Below are 21,225 nucleotides of genomic sequence, written 5' to 3' on the forward strand. Positions count from 1 at the left end.
GTTTGTGCGCCCGGCGGGGCGGTTTTTAGGGGCGTTTTTGGTGGTGGGGTGGGTGATTCTTTGTGGCGACGGTTGATTTTGCGATGTTGCTGGGCTAGAATAATGTGTATGAGATTAGATCAGGCATTAGTTCAGCGTAATTTATATTCCACGCGTGCACGGGCGGTGGCTGGTATTCGTGGTGGATTGGTGACGGTGAATGGCGCGCCCGCTAAAAAGCCCAGCCAGGATGTTGGGGATTCTGATGTCTTGGTTGCGGGTGAATTGCCCTATTCCACCGGTCGTGGCAGTTTGAAATTAGCGCACGCATTAGATTATTTTAAAATCAATCCAGATGGTATGGCGTGTTTGGATGTTGGTGCCAGCACAGGCGGATTTACCGAGGTTTTATTAAAACGTGGTGCGGCACGTGTCTATGCGGTGGATGTTGGTACAGATCAGTTGATTCCAGAACTGTGTGCGGATGCGCGTGTGGTGTCGTTAGAGAGGACAGATATTCGCACCCTGTCTGTACAATCGTTGGTTGATTTGGTGGTGGTTGATGTTTCATTTGTGTCGCTGACTAATATTGTGTCTGCGTTGGTTCCGTGGGGCGCGCGGGATATAATTGTTTTGATTAAGCCCCAGTTCGAAGTACCGCGCGATGTTGCCGCGCGTTCCAATGGGGTTATAAAGTCCGCCCAGTGGCACGAATTTGCCAAAAATCAGGTTATTGAATGTTTTGAAAAACATGGATTTCAATTGGGTGGAATAACGGAATCGCCGGTCAAGGGCGGCAGTGGTAATACCGAATTTTTGGCACGGTTTATAAGATAAAGTTATTCGTATGCTTGTGTGTCTTCGCGAACTTTAATGTTTTGAAATACTTTATCAAGAATTTTAAATTGTTCTGGTGTAGTGTCGGCATAGTGCGCAGGCATTAGAAATTTTCGTATTTTGATACGTGTTATGCCACTTGATATGTGTTGTTTGCGATAACGCCAAAGAGTGCGGATGCCATTTTCAATAATTAACAGGTCTATGTCACTATAACCAAATTTTTTGCGCAGTTTGTCTATGGCAATTTTTGCTTGTTTATTAGAAACATGCCTGTCAGTCATGTAAACTAATAATACTTTTTCGTGGGCTGCGAACACGTCGCGAAAGCGTTTAATTTTTGGTGCGTATGTTTCGACTGCGATTCTGAACCCTTCGACAAATGATAAATCTTTTGGGAAGTCGTGTGCAAATACCAATTTGGTTTTTGAATCCCAGAATCTGTAGTTGTGCCATTTTTCAATGCGTTCATATTTAATTTTCTGCAAACGTTCCGCAACTAAAAAATCTTGAAAATCATCCAGAATTATTCGAATGCGCCCTTCGAATGTTCCGCGTTTAACCCAATCGAATGGAAATTTACGTCCGATAGGTCGTAAATTATAGTGTTTTAGGTTTTGGGTGCAGTTGCATCTATCGCCCAGTGGGATAATTTTATCGTATATAATGTTTCTCATATTAGTATTATAGTTGTGTTTCTTTTATAAATCCTATTTCAGTTAAGCCATTAACTAAAACCTCGGCAAAGAATGCGGTCATCTGACAATAGAACCAGAAATCGTGTGCATGAATCTGTAAAAAACCTATTTTAAGCCATGGTTTCATGTGGCCAGTGTAATGTCGTACCACAATTTCGTTTTGTGGACAGTGTGTAATGAGATTTGATTTTACATTGAATCGCACATCCAATGGTTGATAATTTTTATCAAAGGCTTTGTTTAACACGTCTTGGTCGTTAAAGTACCTGGTTGTGGCTGTCATGCGTTCTGCGGTAATTAATTTGGGCAACATATCATTTTTGCGCCATTCGTTGCAATCTATTAGCATTACACCAGAATTAAAATATAGGTGTTCTGGTGACAGTAATGCAGCCGTGTATTGATTGTTTTTTTTGATTGGATTTTCATATACATTTGGGTCAGGTACCGCGCCAATAACATAGCCGTTTAAATCTTGGGCGTATAGGTCTGAGATGTCTTGCATTATAATTGTGTCGCAATCTAAATATATAACTTTGCCCATTTCTGGTTTTAGGTCTGGAATCAGTAATCGCGCAAAACATGCGGTCGTCAGATAATTGCGCAGTTGTATATAGCCAAACTGGGTATTGGAATCTACGGGAATAAATTCAATTGAAAAATTAGAGAATTTTTCATGTAGCATTTCCATTTTTTTGCGATTCATTGGTGTCATGTCGCAATCTAGAATATAAAATTCTATAAATGCGTTCGTATTGAACAGCAGGCTGGCCATTGATACGGTTGCGATCGGTGCGTACTTGTTGTCGCATGCATAAAATACAGGAATATGATTTAATTTTTTTGTTTTAGTAGTGTCCATTCTGAAATGTCCTTTTTAGTTGGTTCCCATGGATGACCGTGTGTTGTCGCGCGCGAAAAACAGTATCGACAAAACGGAATTGGGCGTGCGCAATAATTAAATACATCATGGGGGTGTAAATGTTTGTTATATATGTCCAGGCTGTCGGCGGCACATGGTCGTAGATTTGTGCCGAACTGGCGATTAAAATAGTGAATATATGCTACGATTGGACAGTGGTATAGACGGCCGCGATATAAATTTATACACCGTGTGTGTTGGCAGTTAATAAAACTTTCGGCGCCATTTTGACGTCCTAAAATATCCAATGGTTTGTGGTATAATGTCTTTTGACAGTAACCAGTGCCGCCAAAGAAATCGAGTGCAACATTGTATTTTTGTGCCAATTCGTTAACGGTTTCCCAATCTACGTGGATGGGATATTTGGTTGGCGATATAAGAATGCTGTAACGATGAGCGGCTTGCCAAAAGTCTGGTTTTTGTTGCGGTAACAGTATTCCGTTTGTAATAAAACGTATCAGGGATTTTGGAAACGCCAGACGTGCATATTTTATAAACGGAATTACGTCCGGGTGTAATAATGGTTCGCCGCCATACAGTTCCAATATTTTGACATTGCCACGTGTGATTTTCCGCAGGCGGAAAATATCACGTTTGAAATCGGCCAGTTTTAATTCAAAGTCCCCTGCCCGCGCTAGGCATGAAAAATGTGAACATGATTTACAGTTTAAATTACAGTGGTCGACCAGGTGAATGCTGACCTGGGGAATGTGATCCAGGGGGACAACCTTACTCATTTGGCCCATGGCACTGTCCAGGCTAAGGCGTTGTATCATGTCGTCGATTGTGTTAATCCAACGGCGTGTTTTACGTGATTGGGCGGCGTATTCGCGCAGAAAGTTATAAGAGTCTATTGTGTCGGCAATAAAATCATTTGGTGTGCGATATCCGCCGTGTACACGAATTATATGGTTGCAAAAGCATGCGCGCGATGTAAAAACGCGTGGTTTATACATTATGCATTGACGCACGAACGCATCCCATCGTGTGATTTGTGTTAATTTATTTTTTATTAAAAAATCGCGTTTAAAAAACGTTGTTTCTGGGTATGAATTGGCACCATTGAAAAATACAGAATTCACCAATGGCATACCGTCAGCCTTGTATGCAAAGAATGGATATGCAAAGTTTGTTGGCGATGATGCGCGAATGTCGGAATTTGATTCCCAATGAGTTTCGGCGCAAAAGAAAATCATGTCGGTATTTTCATCTTCGGCAATTTTGAGTAATTTTTCAATTGCATCGTTTGTATACAAATTGTCATCATTTGTGATTAATATGTATTTACCACGTGCGCGTGATAAATCCAAATGATCATGAATAATTTCAATGTTTTTATATGTTTGACGTTCCAGCCAGGCGGTTGCCTGGCTGCGGAATAATTCGTTGTCGCTGAATTGAACAAAAATAGAGACCAATGGTGACATTCTGGTTCCGTACTGTGTTATTATGATACAAAACTCATAGAGCCATCTTCGAAGCAGATGCCTGTGCCTCCGCTGCCGGTGCTTGCGCTGGTGTCATAGATAAAACGTCCTGTGCTATCGTATAAACTCTCGCTGTCACTGTCAGCTTCGGATAAATGGAAATAGCACATGTCGAATCCTGATGAATAAGTCAGGAAGCCTGATCGGTTATCGTCGCCGTCGTGTGGTGGACAGGCGATGCAACTGATGCCAGATAGCGATGTGTAGTCATTGCCGACCGTGGCGCCCTTTAATTGATAACCTGATTGGGCGCATCCGATGATACGGAAAGCATTGGTGTATGTATACCCATACAGTGAAGCCACCAATTCTTGAGTCCCTTGGCATCCTTCGCAGGCCAATGCGGGTTCGACGCACCACTGTTTGTCTGTTTCGCATTTTTGGTATTTTACACCGTTTTGTGTGTATACGGTTGAATCGCATGTATCTGCTGGGGGGGCGCCAAAAACACTTTGTGTTATGCTGGAGCGATTATTTTCAAACCAGGTTGTCCCACAAAACCATGGTACGTTATCACTGGGGCCGGCTAGTCTGGTGGATGTAAAGTTGTTTGGATTCATATACCAGTCGCCGTTTTCATAAAATGGGCCGGTTGCGTAGAATCCATCGCCACTTGTTCGAAATTCACAATTGTTTGTTGTGAATATTGGAATGCTGGTATAGCTGCTGACGGTTATGCGACAGTCGGCGTTTGCGTTGTCGCCATGCCCAAAATTACATCCACTCAATTTGGTTGTCGTGTCACTGCATGTTGCAGCGGGTATAGCGTTAGCGTTATTTGTTGTGAAAAATATACTGAATGTGCCGATAAATCCGCCACATATACGCCACCAAATATTAAGTAATCCTTTTTGCATGTTGTTTTGTCCCCTCCTCTGGGTGTTCTTCTTATTTCGTGTGTCTGTTCTAGGAAAACGGTGGTTTAGATTCGGCGGATTTTGTTGTTGACTTTTTATTGGAAAATATGGACAATATGTGGGTTAAGTATGTCGAAAACAAACCACCGTTTAGATTAGGCAATGTGTTTGTTTGTTGTTTTGTACAAAAATCAATGTGTTAGTTGCGTTTCTTTAAGGTTTTAAATTGTCTGGACTTTGTGTGTTTTTCGCGGTACTATTTGCCGGAATTTACACAAATATAGGATACAATATGGCAGAAGATATCAAGAAAATTCATGAACGCGAAGCAAAATGGCAACAGAAATGGCGCGATGCGCGCGCATTTGTGCCACGTGATGATGGCAGTAAACCACGTTTCTATACATTGGTGGAATTTCCGTTCTTGTCCGGGGCGGGTATGCATGCCGGGCATATGATGAATTATTCGGGTATTGATGTCTTGGCGCGTTTTCGCCGTGCGCGGGGATATGATGTACTGTTCCCAATGGGGTTTGACGCCATGGGTATCGCCGGGGAACACTATGCAACCAAAATTGGCAAACATCCGGCGGATGTCGCGGTGGAATTAATCAAGGCGTATTCTGATATGATTGACCGTGTTGGGTGGTCTGTTGATCCGGAAACACGCGTTTCTACGTCTGATCCAGATTATGTAAAGTGGACGCAGTGGATGTTTATTCAGTTCTGGAAGGCTGGGTTGGCGTATAAATCCGCCCTGCCGATGAATTGGTGTCCATCATGTCGCACAACGTTCACAAATGAAGAATTAGAAGACAACAAGTGTCCGCGTTGCCATGGTGTTATCGAGAAAAAAGAAAAATTACAGTGGAATTTGGCACTGTCAAAGTATGCGGACAAATTGCTGGATGGGCTGAACGATGTTGATTTCGAAGAACGTATTAAAAAAGATGAAATCAATCTGATTGGCAAATCGCGCGGGGCGGATGTTGATTTTCGCGTGGGCGATGATGTTATGACTGTTTATACGACACGTGTGGATACAATCTTTGGTGTGACGTTCTGTGTTATTGCGCCGGAACATAAATTGTTGGCAAAATGGCTGGACGAAGGGAAAATTACAAATGCCGACGAAGTGCGCGCATATATCAAGGAATCAGCCGCAAAAACTGAAATTGAACGTACGGATGCAACCCGTGAAAAAACAGGTGTCGAATTAAAGGGTATTCGTGCCGTTAATCCATTTACGGGACGCGAAATTCCGGTGTTTACATCGGACTATGTGTTGGTGGACTATGCATATGGGACAATTATGGCAGTGCCGGCACATGATGGTCGCGACTGGGACTTTGCGAAAAAGTTCGGACTGGAAATTATTCCGGTGTTGGCCGGTGGCGAGCCTGATAAAGTCTGGGAAGGTGACGGGGCGCATATTAATTCAGCTTTCTTGGATGGTATGGGCAAGGATGACGCCATTGCCGCTGCGATTAAGTATGGCACAGAACATGGGTTCGCACGTGGGACAACCAAGTATAAACTGAAAGATTGGGGATTTTCACGTCAGATGTATTGGGGTGAACCAATACCGATGATTCATTGTGATAAATGTGGTTGGGTGCCAGTGCCAGATGACCAATTGCCAGTTATGCAACCGTACATGTCGGATTATCGTCCCACAGACGAAGGTGAAGGCCCGTTGGCACGTGCGACGGATTGGGTAAATGTGCCCTGCCCGTGCTGTGGCGAAATGGCAAAACGCGAAACAGATACTATGCCGGGTTGGGCGGGGTCGTCGTGGTATTTCCTGCGATATCTGGACCCAAAGAACGATAAAGAGTTTTGTTCGCGCAAACAGATGGAAAACTGGATGCCGGTGACACATTATAATGGCGGTCATGAACATAATACGCGTCATTTGATTTATTCGCGTTTCTGGCATCGGGCGTTGTATGATTTGGGACTGGTTAACACACCAGAACCATATGCCAAACGTACCGCCCAGGGATTGCTGATGGGGAATGACGGTTACAAGATGTCAAAGTCCCGCGGTAATGGATTTATGGTGGCAGATTTGGTTGATAATGTCGGTGCAGATGCGGGACGTGTGGCGGTTTTGTCACTTGGACCGTGGGAAAATAATGCGGTTTGGACCGACGGTGCGTTGGCGGGGGTGCAGCGTTTCTTGAAACGTGTCGAAAATTTGGCGGATAATTTGACAGATGCACCAATGACCGCTGATCAAGAACGTTTGATGAATAAATTAATCGCAGATGCAACGGAGCGCCTGGAAAATATGAAGTTTAATACGACTATTTCCGCGATGATGGAATATATCAATGCGTTCCCAGGGGGGACAATGCCCCGCCCTGCGTATGAAGCGTTGTTGCAGGTGCTGAATCCATTTGCACCACATTTAACCGAAGAAATGTGGGAAAAAATTGGGCATGATGAAATGTTGGTGTTCACGCCATGGCCGACGTTTGATGCAGCAAAGTTGGTTGAAACATCAATGACGATTGTTGTGTCGGTTAATGGTAAACGTGCGGCGGACTTTGTAGTGCCGGCGGATGCGGATGAAGCAACCATTGTCGAAGCGGCACGCGCGGCGGCGGCAAGTAAACTGGCCGACGTGGAAATTATCAAGACCATTGTCGTGCCGAAAAAGTTAGTGAACTTTGTGGTAAAGAAGTAAAGAAAAACCGCCGAAATGGCGGTTTTTTTATTTGTTGTTTTTGTTTTATCGCAGGCCCTTGGCGCGACAGCATGCGGATGCCGCAGCCTTCCAGTCTGAGAATTGTTTTGATGGGTTGCGCAAATCACGCCATGGTTGCCAACCATTGCAACGCTTTTTCGTGCCAGTGCCACTGCATTTAGCATAGCGGCGCAAGGAACAGGTTTGATTGGAAACACGTCCGGTGTCGGTTGTGCATTTTACAACCACGTTTTGGTTTTTTGCGTCGTTTTGCCCCAGTTCCTTGGACGATATAACCTGGTACGCGTTGGCGGCGCATGCAGTTGTTAAAACGACAATTAATGACAGCAATATTTTTTTCATCAGTCATCCCCCATATGCATATATTATACGAATTTAGCATATAAAATACAACAGGAATAAATTATTGGATAATTGGATCTGTGGTTGGATAATGACAACTGTTTTCACGTGTCAATTTTACACGGTTCATCCAGCCGGTTAAAAATACATCTTGGCCCGGTTTTGATGCGCATTTTATGAAGTATTGTTGCATGGCATCCATATAATCGTTATGCAGGTCGCCGTTATAGTTTTCCGTCGCCATAACAATTTCACTGTCTATGGTGTTGCGTTCGGGTATGCCCAGGACGCGACACAGATTGCGTATGGCTGTAACCGGGCCAGATGCCCATCCGAATGTGAATACATCACTGCGAATGTAGTCGGGTAATTTATCAATGCCGTATTGGGCATAGTATTTTCGGTGGGCGATGTTTTCAGCGTCAGCGCGGGTGATGTTGCGGACGTCAATTTCGGGATTGTTGTTTTGTGAGATGCCATAACATGTATAGCCGCCGGAATCGTTTGGGTGGTTGCCACAGCCACCTTCGGCGCGGAATGTTGTTATCATTGTTTTTTCAAATGCCGGATCGGATTGGCGGTATTGCCCACTGGTCAGGATTTTGTTTGAAAAAACGTTGCTGCGCTGTGGCGGGGTGCATGGACCGTCGTGGATGTGTGGACTGGCAATAACTGGTTGGCCGTTTGTGGCTGTGCCAACGTTTGTGACCGGTGGTTTTGGTGCGGGGGATGCGGTTTCGGATGTCCCAGGTGTTTCAGATGGTTTCGATGGTTGGGGACGATCGCCGATTGCGATGGTGGCATCAACTGCGCCCGGTGTTTGGGGACAACGTGTTGCGTCCAATGGGTATTTTGCACAATATTGTGTGTTGGTCATGGACGCGATATCGTTTTGACGTATGGATTCTGCATGGCGCAACATATATTTTTCTTCGGATTCGATGACGACAGGTTGATATGCGCTGCGCCCGGCAAATGGTTGATAGCCGGCGGCGGCACTGTTGCGACGTTCGATAAATGATGCGTCCATGGATGTTGTTGGAAATGATACGGGACGTAAAAAAGATTGGGCCGCGTGGGCGTTGGACATCATGAATAAAACGATAAAGAATATTTGCGCCCTATTCATTTGTTGTCCATGGTTTGTCATTCATTATCAAGTAGTACAATTCTGGATTGTCCGAGCCTGGATTTCGCAACACAGGACGCACAACAAATATGTCAATGTTGCATGGGGCGGCGGTGTCGTCTTGGTATTCGGTTAAATCCTGGTGAAATTTGGCGGCAAAGTCCATTGCCTGTAAATACGCTGCGTCATCGTCGGCCGCACTGACCGAGTCGCCCGCCCACATCAGCCACATGCCATGATTGACAACGTTTTCTTGGCCCTGTAAATCATCTGCGGATAATAATAACAGGGGTGCAAAGTCGACACCACTGGTGAAATCGCCGGTGCTGGTTTCGGTCCAGTCGTACATGTCGCCGGCGAATTTAATCGCGCCGTACAACAGGCCGCCGGTTGCCTGGATTTTGCCCAGTGTGCCAATGTTTTTCATTGTTGAATTGAACAACCAGTCACGAACACGGGTGGATATTTTGCCACTGCGTCCCATTTTGGCGGCGCGTTTAATTAATTTGTTGCCAGATACGGCAGCCTTGCTTGCGCGTACTGTGCGCGCAATTATGTTGCCGCGCTGGGCGGTGCGGATTGCGCGCAGGCCGCGCAGACTGTGCCGATATGCGTTCAGTTCGGAAAATGTTTTGGTTGCATCGCGATATTTTTTTACATCATCCGCCGATTCCAGTGTTTTGATTGTGTCGTTTAATTTATCCAGTTCGCGGGTTTTGTCGGCGATTTTTGCAGCGTCGACAACCGTATCCAGTGCCTTGATTTCATCAGTTAATTTTGCCGCGTCGCGTGTGGCGCGTACGTATTTTACAACGTCGTCTGATTTTTCTAATGTTTTGATTGTTGTGCCCAGGCCCTTTAATGCGCGGGATGCGCGGGCGGATTTCGTCGCACCTGATATTACCAGACCACCCCCCATTGTTGCAACTGTTATAACGACATCCAGTGCCATTTCGGCATATGAAATCCATTGCAGATTTACATCGCCCGCGACATAGTAATCGTTGGTGTCGTCGTCGATATTAACGGTGTGTTCACGCATAACTGTGTTTATGGTGGTTGCGTCGCGGGATACGGCACTGCGGTCGGTGCATGTGCCGCCATTGCCCGATGGGTATAATTTATCAATATTGTTTTTTATATAGTTCAGTGAAATTGTGTTGTTTTTGTTTGTGCCAACAAATTCATCCAATGCACCATGTTCGGTTACCATAATAGCGTACCAGGCGGGATCTGTGTTTGTCCATATTGCATCATCATCGCGTGCGCCGATGCGTGGACTGTCCCCGCCGGACGGCAGGTCGCGCTTGTTCCCCAGCATAATGCGTTGTTTTAATATCTTGGGCTGGGTTTCATAGTTAATGACAATTTCACGTCCCCCGGGGAATGTATATTGGATGGGGGTGAATTTGATTGTTTCGTCATCTGGTACATTTGCGATTTCAGGACATGCCAATACAGTATTTAGCACATCAGGTAATGCAAATGTTTGATAAATCCAGGTTTGAATATCGGTTTCGTGTGCGGTTTCATCGACTGTGTTGGCGGTTCGGGCAAGTGCGTCTGCAAATGCGCGTGATGCACATTCGGTGGCCGGCGCGTCATCTGCCCACGCAGGGGACAGAAGTAATGTGGTCAATATTGTAAACAATAATGATTTAATCATCAAGGCGCATCCCGTCAATTAATAATCCTGTGGCACCGTTATCCGCCGGCATTAATGTAGACGGGTCATACAGCGGCGCACCAACATAAAGGTCAATGTCGTCTTCGTTCCAGTCGCAGTTTCCTTTGTCTTGGACGTCGGATGCAATTTTTGCCTTGGCGGTTGCCCATTTTTCGTTTGTTGTCATAAATACGTTGCCCGCAGATGGTAAACCGGTGTTTGAAATTTCGCGTAAAACATAGTTGTTCGATTCGTCAATGCACAGGTTTTTGCCGAATATGGGTTTGAACACCTTGGTGTTCAGGTCGTCTGTTGGTGAATTTAAAGAATCTTTTGAACAGGATGTATAACAACCTTCGCCTTCGTCGGTGTCAGTGCAATTCATTATTTGTGGATTAAATCCTGATTCAAGATAACTGTACACGCTGGCGATGCCACCGGCCGCAGCAATGGGGGTTGATATTGCGAATTTTGCCAGTGCACCGGTTAATGCTTTGCTGGCCAATGCTTGTTCGGCTGTTAAGGCGGCGGTGGCATTGGCCAGTTCTGTGTTTGCAGCGGCAACTTCGGCCTGAACAGCTTTTTGAGCGGTGCGCTTTGCAGCGGCCTTGGCTGCTTTGTCGTCAATCAAGTTTAAGGCCCTGGTGCCAGCGGGGCCCTTAATCGTGCCGTTGGCAATGCCAGCTTGAATTTCTTTTTTTATCATGGCGTCTGTTACGCGCTTTTTGCCGGCACTTTTTAAACTGGCCTTGGTTGAAATGACGACTGCATCGTTCGCAGCGGCCGTGGCGGCGGATTTTGCGGCGACAACCGCTTGGTCGCGGGCGACGGCTTTGGCGGTTGTTTTGCCGGCTTCTTTGACGGCTGCTTCGGCGGCGGCTTTGGTTGCAGCCTTGGCGGCTATGTCAACACCCAGTCGCTTAGATGTTGCGTCAATAACGGCTGTTTTTATTCCTTTTTTTACACCAATTTTGGTCAGGTTTTTTGCGCCCTGGACAACGGCAGTTTTTCCCGCCTGGACGGCGACGCCACCCGATCCCCATGAAAATACCGCCGCAACCGCGGTTGCAACCCACAATAATGCGTCTATGCCCGCCTGCCATGATCGGTTGTTTTCGCAAACAAATAATTGGCGACTGTCACCAGTGGTGGTTAATGCCGCTGCGACTTCGTCTACTAAATAATCCCAGTTGACTTCAATAAATAAATCGGGTTCGCTGACGGAAATGTCTTCGTCGGGACTGGTTCTGGCCAATAAATAATCACGGCAAACGTCAATATTTTCTGTAAAAAACTCAACCAGACCATCTGATGAGATAATAACAACGTCATTGTCAGAATCAACATGTTCTTGTAAATTAGTGGCAAGGTCGTTTGCCAATGCTTGCAGGCATTTATCTGTGTTTGCGTGTGCGCCAAATGCTGTTATAAATATAACAGAAATCGCGATGATGAATTTTTGTATAATTTGTCTTATCATTTTGGAAATGCCGCTATTATTCTATCTATTAACTGTTGACGTGCTGGGTCGACTGTGTCAGATCCATCAGACGAGCCGGGTGTGCCAGTGCCAGAGTCTTTTTTTTTACAACGTTCGTCGTCGGGATGTTTTTTACAGTATTCATCCAAACTCAGATTGTTATAATCGCGTATTCGTGCCAGTTTTTCTTGGCGGCGCAGGTATGCCTCTATATTTTCAACTTCGATTTCTTTGTATGCGCGGGCGTCTTTGAACGGTGCATAGCCGGCCGCCGCGTTTTCCATGCGTTCGGTAAATGATAAATCTGCATATGTCGTTGGAAATTCGGTTGTGCGAACCAATTTTGGTTGTTTTACACCGTTGGCCGCCTGTAAATCTTTTAATTCCTGTTTCCGGTCCAGAATTTCCATTTGCCATTCTTGTAATTTAGGGCTGAGTGGGTTTTGCATTTCAAACTTTGAACCGTCGCCCATTGTGCCCATGCCCGTTGTTGTTGGGAATGCAGCACCCGCCGATGGGGCGGCAATGGCATTTGTTTTCAAGTATTGTTCAAACGCGGTGTCAATGTATCCACCACAGGAAGATGCATAATTGCCATTTGGCATTTGGGATAACTGCAACATGATTGATGGACGAATGTCGGACAATTGCGTTGTTATGCATTTGTTGCGGTTTGCACATTCCGCCGCCACCAGGTATGATACCACATTTTGACAGTCGGACGTTTCAACAGACGGGCCGGTTGCATAGACCGCAGTTGGAAAACGCTGATTATATGGGCCATTGGGATTCCAAAATGGGTTTGATGAATAATCCTGGACGTTTTGAATAACGCCATATTTGCTCATTACCGTGTTGGCATGGGCAAATGACGCAAAAAGCGCAGAAAATATAATAAATAAGTTGAACTTCATTCTCATATCCGGGTCCCTGTTGTGGTAATTATAGCAAAAATAGGTTTGCGATTAAAGACAAAATTCCACCAAGTAAAAAGAATGGTGCAAATGGGATGAATTTCTGGTTCTTGGCGCGTGCCCATATTGCGCCGGTTATGCATGCAATAATCAGTGCCAGTGCCAGGCCATTTGTCCCCAGCCATAATCCCCCCACCCCAATCAGTTTTATGTCGCCCATGCCAATTGGTGGTGTTGCGTCGGGGGTGCGGCGATGAATAAAATAATCAAATGCAAATCCGATAATCGCAGACATTGCGTATCCAAATGTTGCCCCAATTACTGCATTGCGCATGTCAATTGGAAATCCAAAAAATGTAATTAATATCAGCCCAATCAGCATTAATGGGAAAAGATATGCGTCTGGGATTATGCGACGGCGAAAATCAGCAATGGAAATCAGTGTCGCACAGCCGATTGCGCCCACTAATAATAAAATGAAAAAGATGTAAAAAATCATGTTTTTCCCCCTTGCCTTTCGAATCGGATGCGTGCTATAATTGTACTATAATGTATAACAAGGGTTTTGTAAAATGAGTAAAGGTTGGGATAACGCAACGCTGAAAAAATTAAAGGCACTGACCGGCAAGGGGTTGTCTACGTCCGAAATTGGCAAGCGTTTGGGTATGTCCAAAAATGCAATTGTGGGTAAGTTAAATCGCCTGGGGTGGAATGCCAAGGCGGGTGGTGCAACCGCTGGTGCTGAAAAAAAAGCAGAAGTAAAGAAAACTGTGGCCAAGCCCGCGGTTGTCAAAAAAACAACGGTAAAAAAATCAGAAGCGGCCAAGAAAACGGTTGCCAAGAAAGCGCCAGTCAAGGCAACAGCAAAAAAAACGACACCAAAAGTGGCCGAGGCAAAAACAGACACCAAGACAACTGCTAAAAATTTGGCTATGCATCAGCGTATTATTCAACATTCGTTGGAGATGGCAAATCTGAAACCGAACCAGTGTCGTTGGCCGATTGGTGATCCGGATTCAGAACATTTTCATTTTTGTGGTGAAACTGTGTTCATAGGCAAACCGTATTGCTATGAGCATTGCAAGCAGGCGTATCAGTTTACACCGCCAAAGAAAAAATAAAGCGTACTTGGGGAAATAAAGCAAAATGCCGAACGAGAGAGAAAATTTATATCAGCCACTGACATATGTTGACCTGGATATTGCGGGTAATGCGTTCCGGGCGTTCTATGATGTCGACAACAAATTGGTTATGGTGTTGGACTTTGTGGTTAATGATGTTAAACCAAATGTTTTGTTGGTGATAAATCCAGTTGGTAATCGCAAGTGGGACGATATCCTGATGAATGACTATGCGGTGGATTTAGAAACCATTCGTCCCAAGAAAGATAATAAATACCAAAAGTTGGATATAGAATATACCGGGTTGTTGGAATACGATAACCTGATACGCGCATATAATGCAGGAAATGACCTGGCAAGTGCGTTGGCAGAATTGGAAGCGTTTCGCAATATGGCAGCGCGACGGGCGGCCCTGGAACGTTTGGGGGCGGCGGATATTGTCGCAGAACGTGCGCGCGAGACGATTGAAAAAACAAATGAAACAATCAGTGCTAATCAGGCGCGACTGAAAAGTTTGCGTGGCAAGTTGGCGGAACAGCGTCGAAATGTTGGGAAAGAGCCAACCAAACAATCTGCAGCCAAAATTTTAAGAACTGAGTCACAGATTGATGCAGCAAGCGATAAAGTTGCACGTGCAAAAAAACGTTTGGTCAGTGCACAACACAGATTGGATGCAGCAACAGTGGATGCGGATATGGCGCGTGCAATTTTGGCGCGTTTGGACGACGATGGAATTGTGGAACATACTGTGCCGACCACGCCAATGCCAACAGATGTGGTCAGTTTTGAACAGCCGTCTGTTCCAATGGCGACGACGCCACAGTTTACCGAAATTACACCATTCCAAGAACCGGAATTTGATGAACCAAAGGCAGAAGATATGGCAGATGATGAAGTAAAGCCGTTGTTTGATAAAGATCCAGAAATTCTGGATGATGAAATTGCGTTTAAACCGATTGACTTTGATTTGCCAAGCGGGGCGGTTGCGCAGTCTGTTCCAGATGTGCCACGGTATGATGAGTCCGCGCCTGTGACGCCATTGAGTTTTGCGCCACCGGCCCAGTCGCAACCGGTTGAACCGATTGCTGCGCCAATGTTGGACAGTTTGACGTCGGTTGATTTGCCGTCGGAACAGATTGATTCTGAGTTAATGGCGACGATTGCACCCGTAGCCGCGCCCCAGGAATTTGTTTCGCCTGTGGCAGATGTCGCGCCGGTTGTGGCGGATGTAAAACCTGTGGCGGATGTGTTGCCGTCGCAATCGCCCGTTGCCCCAATGCCAGAGGTTTCACCAGCCCCAATCGATACAGGTATGCGGCCAGTGTCACCAATAACGGGTGTGGCTGCGGAAACGGCAACGCCGATCCGTCGCAAGCCAACGGTGCTGTATTATGTTATGCTGATTGTGCTGATTGTGTTGTCTGTGTTTACGTTGTGGCTGTATCAGAAATCGGCAAATGATACATTGCCGGAACTGGGGGCACAGACTAAACCGGTCGTTGAAGAAGCAGATAGACAGGATGTTCAACCAGAAAAAGATGTTGCGGTTGATGCGCCATCGCCGTTTATTGCACAGCAACAGGTTGAAATACAGGTCGCAGAACCCGTTGTGGTGCCAGAACCTGTGGTTGCAGAGCCGGTTGTGGTAGAGCCTGAGGTTGCCGATGTGGAATTAGAGCCTGTGCCCGTAACGCCGGCTGTGCCGGTTCAGATGGCGGACGAAGTTGTCCCGGCTGTGCCAGTAGAAGTAACGCCAGAGCCAATTGATGAAGTGCAAGAAGTTGTCGCAGAACCTGTGGTCACGCCGGTGGAGTCAGAGTCCCCGTTCTTGAGTGATGAAACGGTTGTCGCGACGCCACCAAAGCCAATCGTTGATATGGTTGTTGACAAGCCGGCTTATAATGTATCACAAAATGAAAAGATGTTTGTGGCCGACCCGGAATACGAAACAGATGTTGTTGAACAAGAAGAAATAGAGACCTGTGCCAATGGGGATGTGCCAGATGCAGATGGATGTTGCGCGGGTGAAGAATTGGTGGATATGGAGGATGGTACGTTGATGTGCTGTGCCATCGGTACGGATGAATGTTTCCCGCCGATGTTTTAAAAATAAAAATCCCGCATTGTTGCGGGATTTCTTTTATCGACCAAATGTGCGTGATTTGATTAAAAAAGGATTTTGTAATGGCACTGGTCGGTAATCAGTCATTTCTACGCACGCATTTATGCAATGTGAATGTTCTGGAAAATCATAACCCATAATGTGGATGTGACCATGGATGTTTGCAATCGGTGGCATGTTGCCAAATTCTGGTAATGGTTCGTGGGATAGCATTATATAATTTTCAGCATCATAAATCGGGTGTTCGTACACGCGATTAAAACCGCAAGACAGCCACCACGTGGCCGAATGTCCGCGGTCGTGATTGCCCATTATCAGGTATTTGCGCCCATGTAAATGGCGCAACAGATTTGATACTTTGGCCTTGGTCGCGCCATACATTATGTCGCCCAGCCAATAACAAATATCTTGTTTGCCAATGGTTGCGTTATAGTTTTTTATTAATGTGGCATTCATTTCGGCAACTGATTTAAATGGACGGTTGCCGTTCTTGATAATAGATTCTGAATCAAAGTGCGGGTCGGAAAATACAAATTTAGCCATTGTGTGTCCCCCTGGGTTAAAGTGATTTAAAATCTTGGTTCAGGTTTTGCAAAATCTGGACGATTGTGTTCCATGATGTTTGCGGTTCGGTAAACGTGCCAGACATTGCATAATAATCGTCGGACAGTTTGTATAGGGTTTTGTCATCTGGGATTATTATTGCGTCGCGCGCGGCGGTCAGATCGATTTTCTTGGTCGTGTGGCGCGTTTGGTATTCAATGGTATCAATTAATAAATCGTGTGTTTTGTCCAGATCAACAAAGGGTGTCAGCATTGCCACATCATAGTAATGGCGTGAATACGATTTGTCGCAGTGCGGTTTTGTTGTGTTGGCATTGGAATGCAGTGCAAATACTTTGTCCCAAAATGTTTGTTCGTATGATATGGTTGGGATTGCCCCAAACGGTCTGTCAATCGAATATGGTAACAGTGCGCGACATGTTATACATGATGGTCGATAGTGTCGGGGCATAACCTCGATACACAGGTGTCCCGGGCCAAATTCGGATTGGTACAGCATGTGTAATGCAGGTGAAGAAGCGACGCGTTCGCTGTTTTCTGGTGATGGCCAATCGTGATCTGTGATAATTTCAAAACGGCCATCAGCGTTTATAATTTGTGCAATCTTTTCGCGTAATTCACCAAATGTAAAACGTTTGAAGCGCTTTTTGAAATTCCCCAGTTGCTTTTGTGTGTGGTCGCGGGGAATGTCGGTAAAGTTAATAAGCCCCAGGTCAATATCGCGACCAATGCGCCCACCAATGCTGTATGATTTTGACAGGGTTGCACCGCCGGTAAAGATAAAGTTTTCAAATATATAATCGTCGCGAAACAGTGCGTCCAATACAACACATTCCAGATAGTCTTGTTCAGCCAATCTGGGGTTTTTGGTTTTATTAATGGCGCGACGGACCGTCGATGTTATTTCTTTCATGGCATAAATTATAATACACAAAGCGCGTTTGTCAATAAAATGTAATGTTTAATAAATTGACTTTGTGTGGTGGCTGGGGTATGATGTGTGTATGAGAAAAATAATTTGGTCTTTGGTGTTGTTGTGCGCCCTGCCCGGCGTGGCGATGGCGTATGTTAATCGTGATGTGGCGGTATTGCGCGTTATGAACAAAGATGCCGGCAAAGTTCAAGAAATAAAAATTCCTGTTGGGGACGAAGTACAGTTTGAAAAATTGTATATTAATGTGCGTGCGTGTAAACAGACTGACCCGTTCGAAGCCGAAGATTTCTGGGGGTTTATAGAGATTGCCGAAGCCAACAAAGGACAATTTTTTAGTAATTGGATGAGTCGTAATGAGCCAGGACAAAATCCGTTGCAACATGCAGATTATGATGTATGGATGGTTAAGTGCGAGTAAGGTTCTGATATGAAACTGAAAAATATGACGGGGTTTATGCTGGGGAATCCATCTAATGTGTACAGTGTTGGCAGTGCGTGGGCCGATGTAGATTCGCGTGTGTGGGTGTGTGCTACATTGGATAAAGCAAAACGGGTTTTGCGGGAATCACAACAAAATACAATTGGTATGGGATGCGTATGGACAACGATATATCAGGTGTCTGCACATGATATAGTATGCGAAAAAACACATGATGGATTGTTGTATACAAACACACCAACAAAAATCTGTGTGGATCGGATTGTTTTCCACAAAGATGTGCGCCAGATAACAGATGCGGATTTGCTGGTTAATGCGCGCAGGCAACACGGTCAATTCGCCAGATTAATGCTTAGTTTACAACAGGGGGATGTAAGATGAACTTTATAAAAAAATACTTTAAACTTTTTATTGGGGTTGGGGTTTTGATTTTGGTGCTGGTTGTATTTTTCTTTGCCCAGCGCAGCGGAACATTGGAATCAGGAACATTGAAAGATTGGCGCGCTGCGTCGGTGGAACGCCGTGTGTCGGCGGCACAGATTTTGACCGGTGCGGACAAAGATGTAGATCTGTTGGTGGCGTGTGTGGATAAAATGGCGACTTTGCCCGACAGTGGCGAGATGGCAATTCGTGATGCTGCATCACTGTGTCATACGGGTATTCAATTAAAAGATAACTTGTAATATGTGGCGTAGTGTTTTTGCGATTTTGATTCTGGCCGGGTGTGTTGGTGATTATGCCGAATACCCCGGCCAGTCTTATTTAGGGGCACGATATGAAAATTCCCCGCTGGGTGAATGTGCCCCACCCGATCCAGATCCTGTGATACGGTTTGATGCGTTTGATTGTACTACGTTTGTGGAAACTGTGTTGGCCGGTGGGTGCGAGTGTTGCCTGAATCAAATTCGATACAAAGATGGGGAAATTGGATTTCTGACGCGTAATCATTTTATTGAATCTGATTGGCTGAATGCTAATTCAGATTTGGTGCGAAATGTAAGTGGTGAATATGCGCCGACCGCCATTCGACGTGTTGTGATTGATAAAGCAAATTGGTTTCGGGCTGTGCATGGGCTAAATATTGATGTCGCGCCGGTTGTGGTTGATTTGGAGTATGTGCCATATCAATATGTGGGCGATATAAAAATACAAGAACCTGTGATTGTGCTGTTTGTTACTGACAACCCAAAATTTCGTGATACAATAGGTACTGATTTGGCCGTTGTGCATATGGGTTTTTGGTTGCCAAATGGAAAACTGCGCCATGCGTCAAGTAATCAGGGCAAAGTTGTGGATGTTGATATGGCAGAATATGTCGCAGGGCGAATGAAGAATAAACAAAATCTGGGGATTGCATTGGTTGAAATAAAATGAAGAATGAAGAAAAAGTAATTTGTATGGATATGGGAACGCTGGGGGATGCGGGGCGCGGCGATGGGGCTGTGCTGTGTCTGGGGATTGAATCATCGTGTGATGAAACGTCGGCGGCATTGGTGGACAGTAATCGTAATGTGTTGGCGCATATTATTTATTCGCAAATCCCAGAACATCAGAAATATGGTGGTGTTGTGCCAGAATTGGCGGCACGCGCCCATATTTTGGCAATTGATGCGGTGATAAAACAGACGCTGGACAAGGCAGGCAAGACGATTGACGATGTTGATGTTGTGGCGGCGACGGCGGGACCGGGTTTGATTGGCGGTGTTTTGGTCGGCTGGATGGCGGCGACGGGGATTGCACAGTCAACAGCTAAACCATTGGTTGCGGTTAATCACCTGGAGGGACATGCATTAGTTCCACGTTTGTGCGCAACACGTGCGGATGGTGCGGGCGCAGAAATGTCGGTTGAGTTCCCGTATTTGTTAATGTTGGCGTCGGGTGGACATTGTCAGATTTTATTGGTGCGTGGTGTTGGACAATACGAATTGATTGGTCAGACCCTGGATGACAGTGCGGGCGAAGCATATGACAAGGTTGCCAAGATGTTGGGACTGGGGTATCCAGGTGGACCGATTGTGGATATGCGTGCACAAAGCGGAAATCCGCGCGCGTTTGATTTTCCACGGCCGCTGTGTGACAAGCCGGGGTGTGATTTTTCGTTCAGTGGTATTAAAACCGCAGCGCGTACTTTTTTAGGTCGGGCGGAATTGCCGTTGACGGATGCGTATATAAATGATTTTTGCGCATCGTTCCAGGCATCGGTTGTAGACTGTATAGTAAATCGTTTGAATAATGCGTTGCGTGATACACGTGTGCGTGACGCCGCGCCAAAGACACTGGTTGTGGCGGGCGGTGTTGCGAAAAACAGCGCAATTCGTGCGGCAATGGAAAAATTAGCGCGTAAAAATAATATGGTGTTCGCTGCGCCACCGATGAACCTGTGTACGGATAATGGTGCGATGATTGCGTGGGCGGGACTGGAAAATTATCGTGTTGGGCGCATTGTGCGTGAACCGATTGCACCACGTCCACGGTGGCCGTTGACTGAATTGTAATTTTTGTTGTTTTGTGGTATAATAGGACTATGGAAAACTACAAGAAATCTTATGATGCGGCGACACGCAAATTGTTAAGCCAGGCGGCGGATATCGATCGGATGTGTTTGCAACATTTTGATGCGCAATATACCCTGTATGATATAACATATGTATTGCGCAATTTGTACGCAGATGAAAAATTCCGTCGTAAATTTGTGGGGCAAAATATCTTTCGCGGCTTTGTGCCATGGACCAAGGGATTTTGTGCGCTGTCCAGCATTTGTATATATGAGTTGTATGGTGGTTCGGATGTTTGGGTGCCGTCTGCAATTAAATTAGGGGCGTGGGAACATGCGCCGGTTGTGTATCTGCAGAATAAGTTTACAGATACGCCATTTGATACAACTGGGGATCAGTTTGCGCCATTGGTTGTGCCGTATCATGTGGGCGAACCGATTAATAAGCGTGTTCGCGATATGAAGACGCCGAATAAGGCGGAATTTATTAAACGTGTAAAACAAGAATTGGATAGACGGTAAAAACT

At 45.6% G+C, this 21,225-nt stretch carries 22 protein-coding genes; 10 read left to right on the forward strand and 12 right to left on the reverse strand.

The annotated features are described in order from the left end of the window. The first annotated feature begins 102 nt into the window (after positions 1–102). The gene (locus E7008_00610; GenBank protein ID MBE6456431.1) at positions 103–816 is read left to right on the forward strand and encodes a TlyA family RNA methyltransferase; all 714 of its coding nucleotides are present in this window, start codon (positions 103–105) and stop codon (positions 814–816) included. A gap of 2 nt (positions 817–818) precedes the next feature. Here E7008_00610 and E7008_00615 read toward each other — a convergent pair whose 3' ends face one another. From E7008_00615 to E7008_00630, 4 genes are read right to left on the reverse strand one after another with little or no spacing between them, the layout of a single operon-like run. Then, on the reverse strand, positions 819–1,493 hold the full coding sequence (locus tag E7008_00615; GenBank protein MBE6456432.1) for a hypothetical protein: 675 nt from the start codon (positions 1,491–1,493) through the stop codon (positions 819–821). A gap of 7 nt (positions 1,494–1,500) precedes the next feature. Continuing rightward, positions 1,501–2,376, reverse strand: coding sequence for a glycosyltransferase family 8 protein (locus E7008_00620; GenBank protein ID MBE6456433.1), 876 nt, complete (start codon positions 2,374–2,376; stop codon positions 1,501–1,503). Next, positions 2,349–3,863: a 4Fe-4S cluster-binding domain-containing protein gene (locus tag E7008_00625; protein MBE6456434.1), complete on the reverse strand. Its 1,515-nt coding sequence runs from the start codon at positions 3,861–3,863 to the stop codon at positions 2,349–2,351. Before E7008_00625 ends, E7008_00620 begins: the two co-directional genes overlap by 28 nt. Before the next feature lie 20 nt (positions 3,864–3,883). Beyond that, complete coding sequence (locus E7008_00630; GenBank protein ID MBE6456435.1) at positions 3,884–4,780, reverse strand: hypothetical protein; 897 nt, start codon at positions 4,778–4,780, stop codon at positions 3,884–3,886. A gap of 292 nt (positions 4,781–5,072) precedes the next feature. On the opposite strand from E7008_00630, the gene E7008_00635 reads away from it, so the two are divergent. After that, positions 5,073–7,472, forward strand: a complete 2,400-nt coding sequence (locus E7008_00635; GenBank protein MBE6456436.1) for a leucine--tRNA ligase — start codon at positions 5,073–5,075, stop codon at positions 7,470–7,472. A gap of 45 nt (positions 7,473–7,517) precedes the next feature. Here E7008_00635 and E7008_00640 read toward each other — a convergent pair whose 3' ends face one another. From E7008_00640 to E7008_00665, 6 genes are all read right to left on the reverse strand, one after another. Beyond that, positions 7,518–7,835, reverse strand: coding sequence for a hypothetical protein (locus E7008_00640; GenBank protein ID MBE6456437.1), 318 nt, complete (start codon positions 7,833–7,835; stop codon positions 7,518–7,520). Between the two features lie 61 nt (positions 7,836–7,896). Then, positions 7,897–8,985, reverse strand: coding sequence for a hypothetical protein (locus E7008_00645; GenBank protein MBE6456438.1), 1,089 nt, complete (start codon positions 8,983–8,985; stop codon positions 7,897–7,899). Next, positions 8,957–10,630 (reverse strand): hypothetical protein, encoded by a 1,674-nt coding sequence (locus tag E7008_00650; protein MBE6456439.1) that lies wholly within the window; start codon positions 10,628–10,630, stop codon positions 8,957–8,959. The genes E7008_00645 and E7008_00650 overlap by 29 nt, the downstream gene beginning before the upstream one ends. Beyond that, a complete protein-coding gene (locus E7008_00655) occupies positions 10,623–12,110 on the reverse strand; it encodes a hypothetical protein (protein MBE6456440.1) in 1,488 nt (495 codons plus the stop codon). Before E7008_00655 ends, E7008_00650 begins: the two co-directional genes overlap by 8 nt. Further along, positions 12,107–13,024 carry a hypothetical protein gene (locus E7008_00660; protein ID MBE6456441.1) on the reverse strand — a complete coding sequence of 306 codons (918 nt, stop codon included), beginning with the start codon at positions 13,022–13,024 and terminating at the stop codon, positions 12,107–12,109. Before E7008_00660 ends, E7008_00655 begins: the two co-directional genes overlap by 4 nt. 28 nt (positions 13,025–13,052) lie before the next feature. Next, positions 13,053–13,523, reverse strand: a complete 471-nt coding sequence (locus E7008_00665; protein ID MBE6456442.1) for a prepilin peptidase — start codon at positions 13,521–13,523, stop codon at positions 13,053–13,055. Positions 13,524–13,596: 73 nt separating this feature from the next. Between E7008_00665 and E7008_00670 the strand changes: the two genes are divergently transcribed. Further along, entirely contained in the window at positions 13,597–14,145 is a 549-nt protein-coding gene (locus E7008_00670) for a hypothetical protein (protein MBE6456443.1), read from the forward strand. Between the two features lie 25 nt (positions 14,146–14,170). Further along, a complete protein-coding gene (locus tag E7008_00675; protein MBE6456444.1) occupies positions 14,171–16,252 on the forward strand; it encodes a hypothetical protein in 2,082 nt (693 codons plus the stop codon). A gap of 33 nt (positions 16,253–16,285) precedes the next feature. Here E7008_00675 and E7008_00680 read toward each other — a convergent pair whose 3' ends face one another. Further along, positions 16,286–16,810 carry a phosphoesterase gene (locus tag E7008_00680; protein MBE6456445.1) on the reverse strand — a complete coding sequence of 175 codons (525 nt, stop codon included), beginning with the start codon at positions 16,808–16,810 and terminating at the stop codon, positions 16,286–16,288. A 16-nt stretch (positions 16,811–16,826) separates the two neighbouring features. Beyond that, positions 16,827–17,744 (reverse strand): nucleotidyl transferase AbiEii/AbiGii toxin family protein, encoded by a 918-nt coding sequence (locus E7008_00685; GenBank protein ID MBE6456446.1) that lies wholly within the window; start codon positions 17,742–17,744, stop codon positions 16,827–16,829. A gap of 91 nt (positions 17,745–17,835) precedes the next feature. Between E7008_00685 and E7008_00690 the strand changes: the two genes are divergently transcribed. From E7008_00690 to E7008_00715, 6 genes are read left to right on the forward strand one after another with little or no spacing between them, the layout of a single operon-like run. Beyond that, complete coding sequence (locus E7008_00690) at positions 17,836–18,183, forward strand: DUF2155 domain-containing protein (GenBank protein ID MBE6456447.1); 348 nt, start codon at positions 17,836–17,838, stop codon at positions 18,181–18,183. Positions 18,184–18,192: 9 nt separating this feature from the next. After that, entirely contained in the window at positions 18,193–18,585 is a 393-nt protein-coding gene (locus E7008_00695; GenBank protein MBE6456448.1) for a hypothetical protein, read from the forward strand. Beyond that, on the forward strand, positions 18,582–18,887 hold the full coding sequence (locus E7008_00700) for a hypothetical protein (protein ID MBE6456449.1): 306 nt from the start codon (positions 18,582–18,584) through the stop codon (positions 18,885–18,887). Before E7008_00695 ends, E7008_00700 begins: the two co-directional genes overlap by 4 nt. 1 nt (position 18,888) lies before the next feature. Then, positions 18,889–19,578, forward strand: coding sequence for a DUF1460 domain-containing protein (locus E7008_00705; GenBank protein MBE6456450.1), 690 nt, complete (start codon positions 18,889–18,891; stop codon positions 19,576–19,578). Between the two features lie 29 nt (positions 19,579–19,607). Then, positions 19,608–20,699: a tRNA (adenosine(37)-N6)-threonylcarbamoyltransferase complex transferase subunit TsaD gene (tsaD, locus tag E7008_00710; GenBank protein MBE6456451.1), complete on the forward strand. Its 1,092-nt coding sequence runs from the start codon at positions 19,608–19,610 to the stop codon at positions 20,697–20,699. A gap of 29 nt (positions 20,700–20,728) precedes the next feature. Then, positions 20,729–21,220, forward strand: a complete 492-nt coding sequence (locus E7008_00715) for a hypothetical protein (GenBank protein ID MBE6456452.1) — start codon at positions 20,729–20,731, stop codon at positions 21,218–21,220. Positions 21,221–21,225 lie beyond the last annotated feature (5 nt).

The organism is Alphaproteobacteria bacterium, assembly GCA_015062495.1.
Taxonomy (GTDB): Bacteria; Pseudomonadota; Alphaproteobacteria; order Rs-D84; family Rs-D84; genus Enterousia.

Coding starts and splice junctions, on each gene's coding strand:
- E7008_00610 (MBE6456431.1), top strand. CDS start 103: ATGTGTATGAGATTAGATCAGGCATTAGTTCAGCGTAATTTATATTCC.
- E7008_00615 (MBE6456432.1), bottom strand. CDS start 1,493: ATGAGAAACATTATATACGATAAAATTATCCCACTGGGCGATAGATGC.
- E7008_00620 (MBE6456433.1), bottom strand. CDS start 2,376: ATGGACACTACTAAAACAAAAAAATTAAATCATATTCCTGTATTTTAT.
- E7008_00625 (MBE6456434.1), bottom strand. CDS start 3,863: ATGTCACCATTGGTCTCTATTTTTGTTCAATTCAGCGACAACGAATTA.
- E7008_00630 (MBE6456435.1), bottom strand. CDS start 4,780: ATGCAAAAAGGATTACTTAATATTTGGTGGCGTATATGTGGCGGATTT.
- E7008_00635 (MBE6456436.1), top strand. CDS start 5,073: ATGGCAGAAGATATCAAGAAAATTCATGAACGCGAAGCAAAATGGCAA.
- E7008_00640 (MBE6456437.1), bottom strand. CDS start 7,835: ATGAAAAAAATATTGCTGTCATTAATTGTCGTTTTAACAACTGCATGC.
- E7008_00645 (MBE6456438.1), bottom strand. CDS start 8,985: ATGACAAACCATGGACAACAAATGAATAGGGCGCAAATATTCTTTATC.
- E7008_00650 (MBE6456439.1), bottom strand. CDS start 10,630: ATGATTAAATCATTATTGTTTACAATATTGACCACATTACTTCTGTCC.
- E7008_00655 (MBE6456440.1), bottom strand. CDS start 12,110: ATGATAAGACAAATTATACAAAAATTCATCATCGCGATTTCTGTTATA.
- E7008_00660 (MBE6456441.1), bottom strand. CDS start 13,024: ATGAAGTTCAACTTATTTATTATATTTTCTGCGCTTTTTGCGTCATTT.
- E7008_00665 (MBE6456442.1), bottom strand. CDS start 13,523: ATGATTTTTTACATCTTTTTCATTTTATTATTAGTGGGCGCAATCGGC.
- E7008_00670 (MBE6456443.1), top strand. CDS start 13,597: ATGAGTAAAGGTTGGGATAACGCAACGCTGAAAAAATTAAAGGCACTG.
- E7008_00675 (MBE6456444.1), top strand. CDS start 14,171: ATGCCGAACGAGAGAGAAAATTTATATCAGCCACTGACATATGTTGAC.
- E7008_00680 (MBE6456445.1), bottom strand. CDS start 16,810: ATGGCTAAATTTGTATTTTCCGACCCGCACTTTGATTCAGAATCTATT.
- E7008_00685 (MBE6456446.1), bottom strand. CDS start 17,744: ATGAAAGAAATAACATCGACGGTCCGTCGCGCCATTAATAAAACCAAA.
- E7008_00690 (MBE6456447.1), top strand. CDS start 17,836: ATGAGAAAAATAATTTGGTCTTTGGTGTTGTTGTGCGCCCTGCCCGGC.
- E7008_00695 (MBE6456448.1), top strand. CDS start 18,193: ATGAAACTGAAAAATATGACGGGGTTTATGCTGGGGAATCCATCTAAT.
- E7008_00700 (MBE6456449.1), top strand. CDS start 18,582: ATGAACTTTATAAAAAAATACTTTAAACTTTTTATTGGGGTTGGGGTT.
- E7008_00705 (MBE6456450.1), top strand. CDS start 18,889: ATGTGGCGTAGTGTTTTTGCGATTTTGATTCTGGCCGGGTGTGTTGGT.
- tsaD (MBE6456451.1), top strand. CDS start 19,608: ATGGGAACGCTGGGGGATGCGGGGCGCGGCGATGGGGCTGTGCTGTGT.
- E7008_00715 (MBE6456452.1), top strand. CDS start 20,729: ATGGAAAACTACAAGAAATCTTATGATGCGGCGACACGCAAATTGTTA.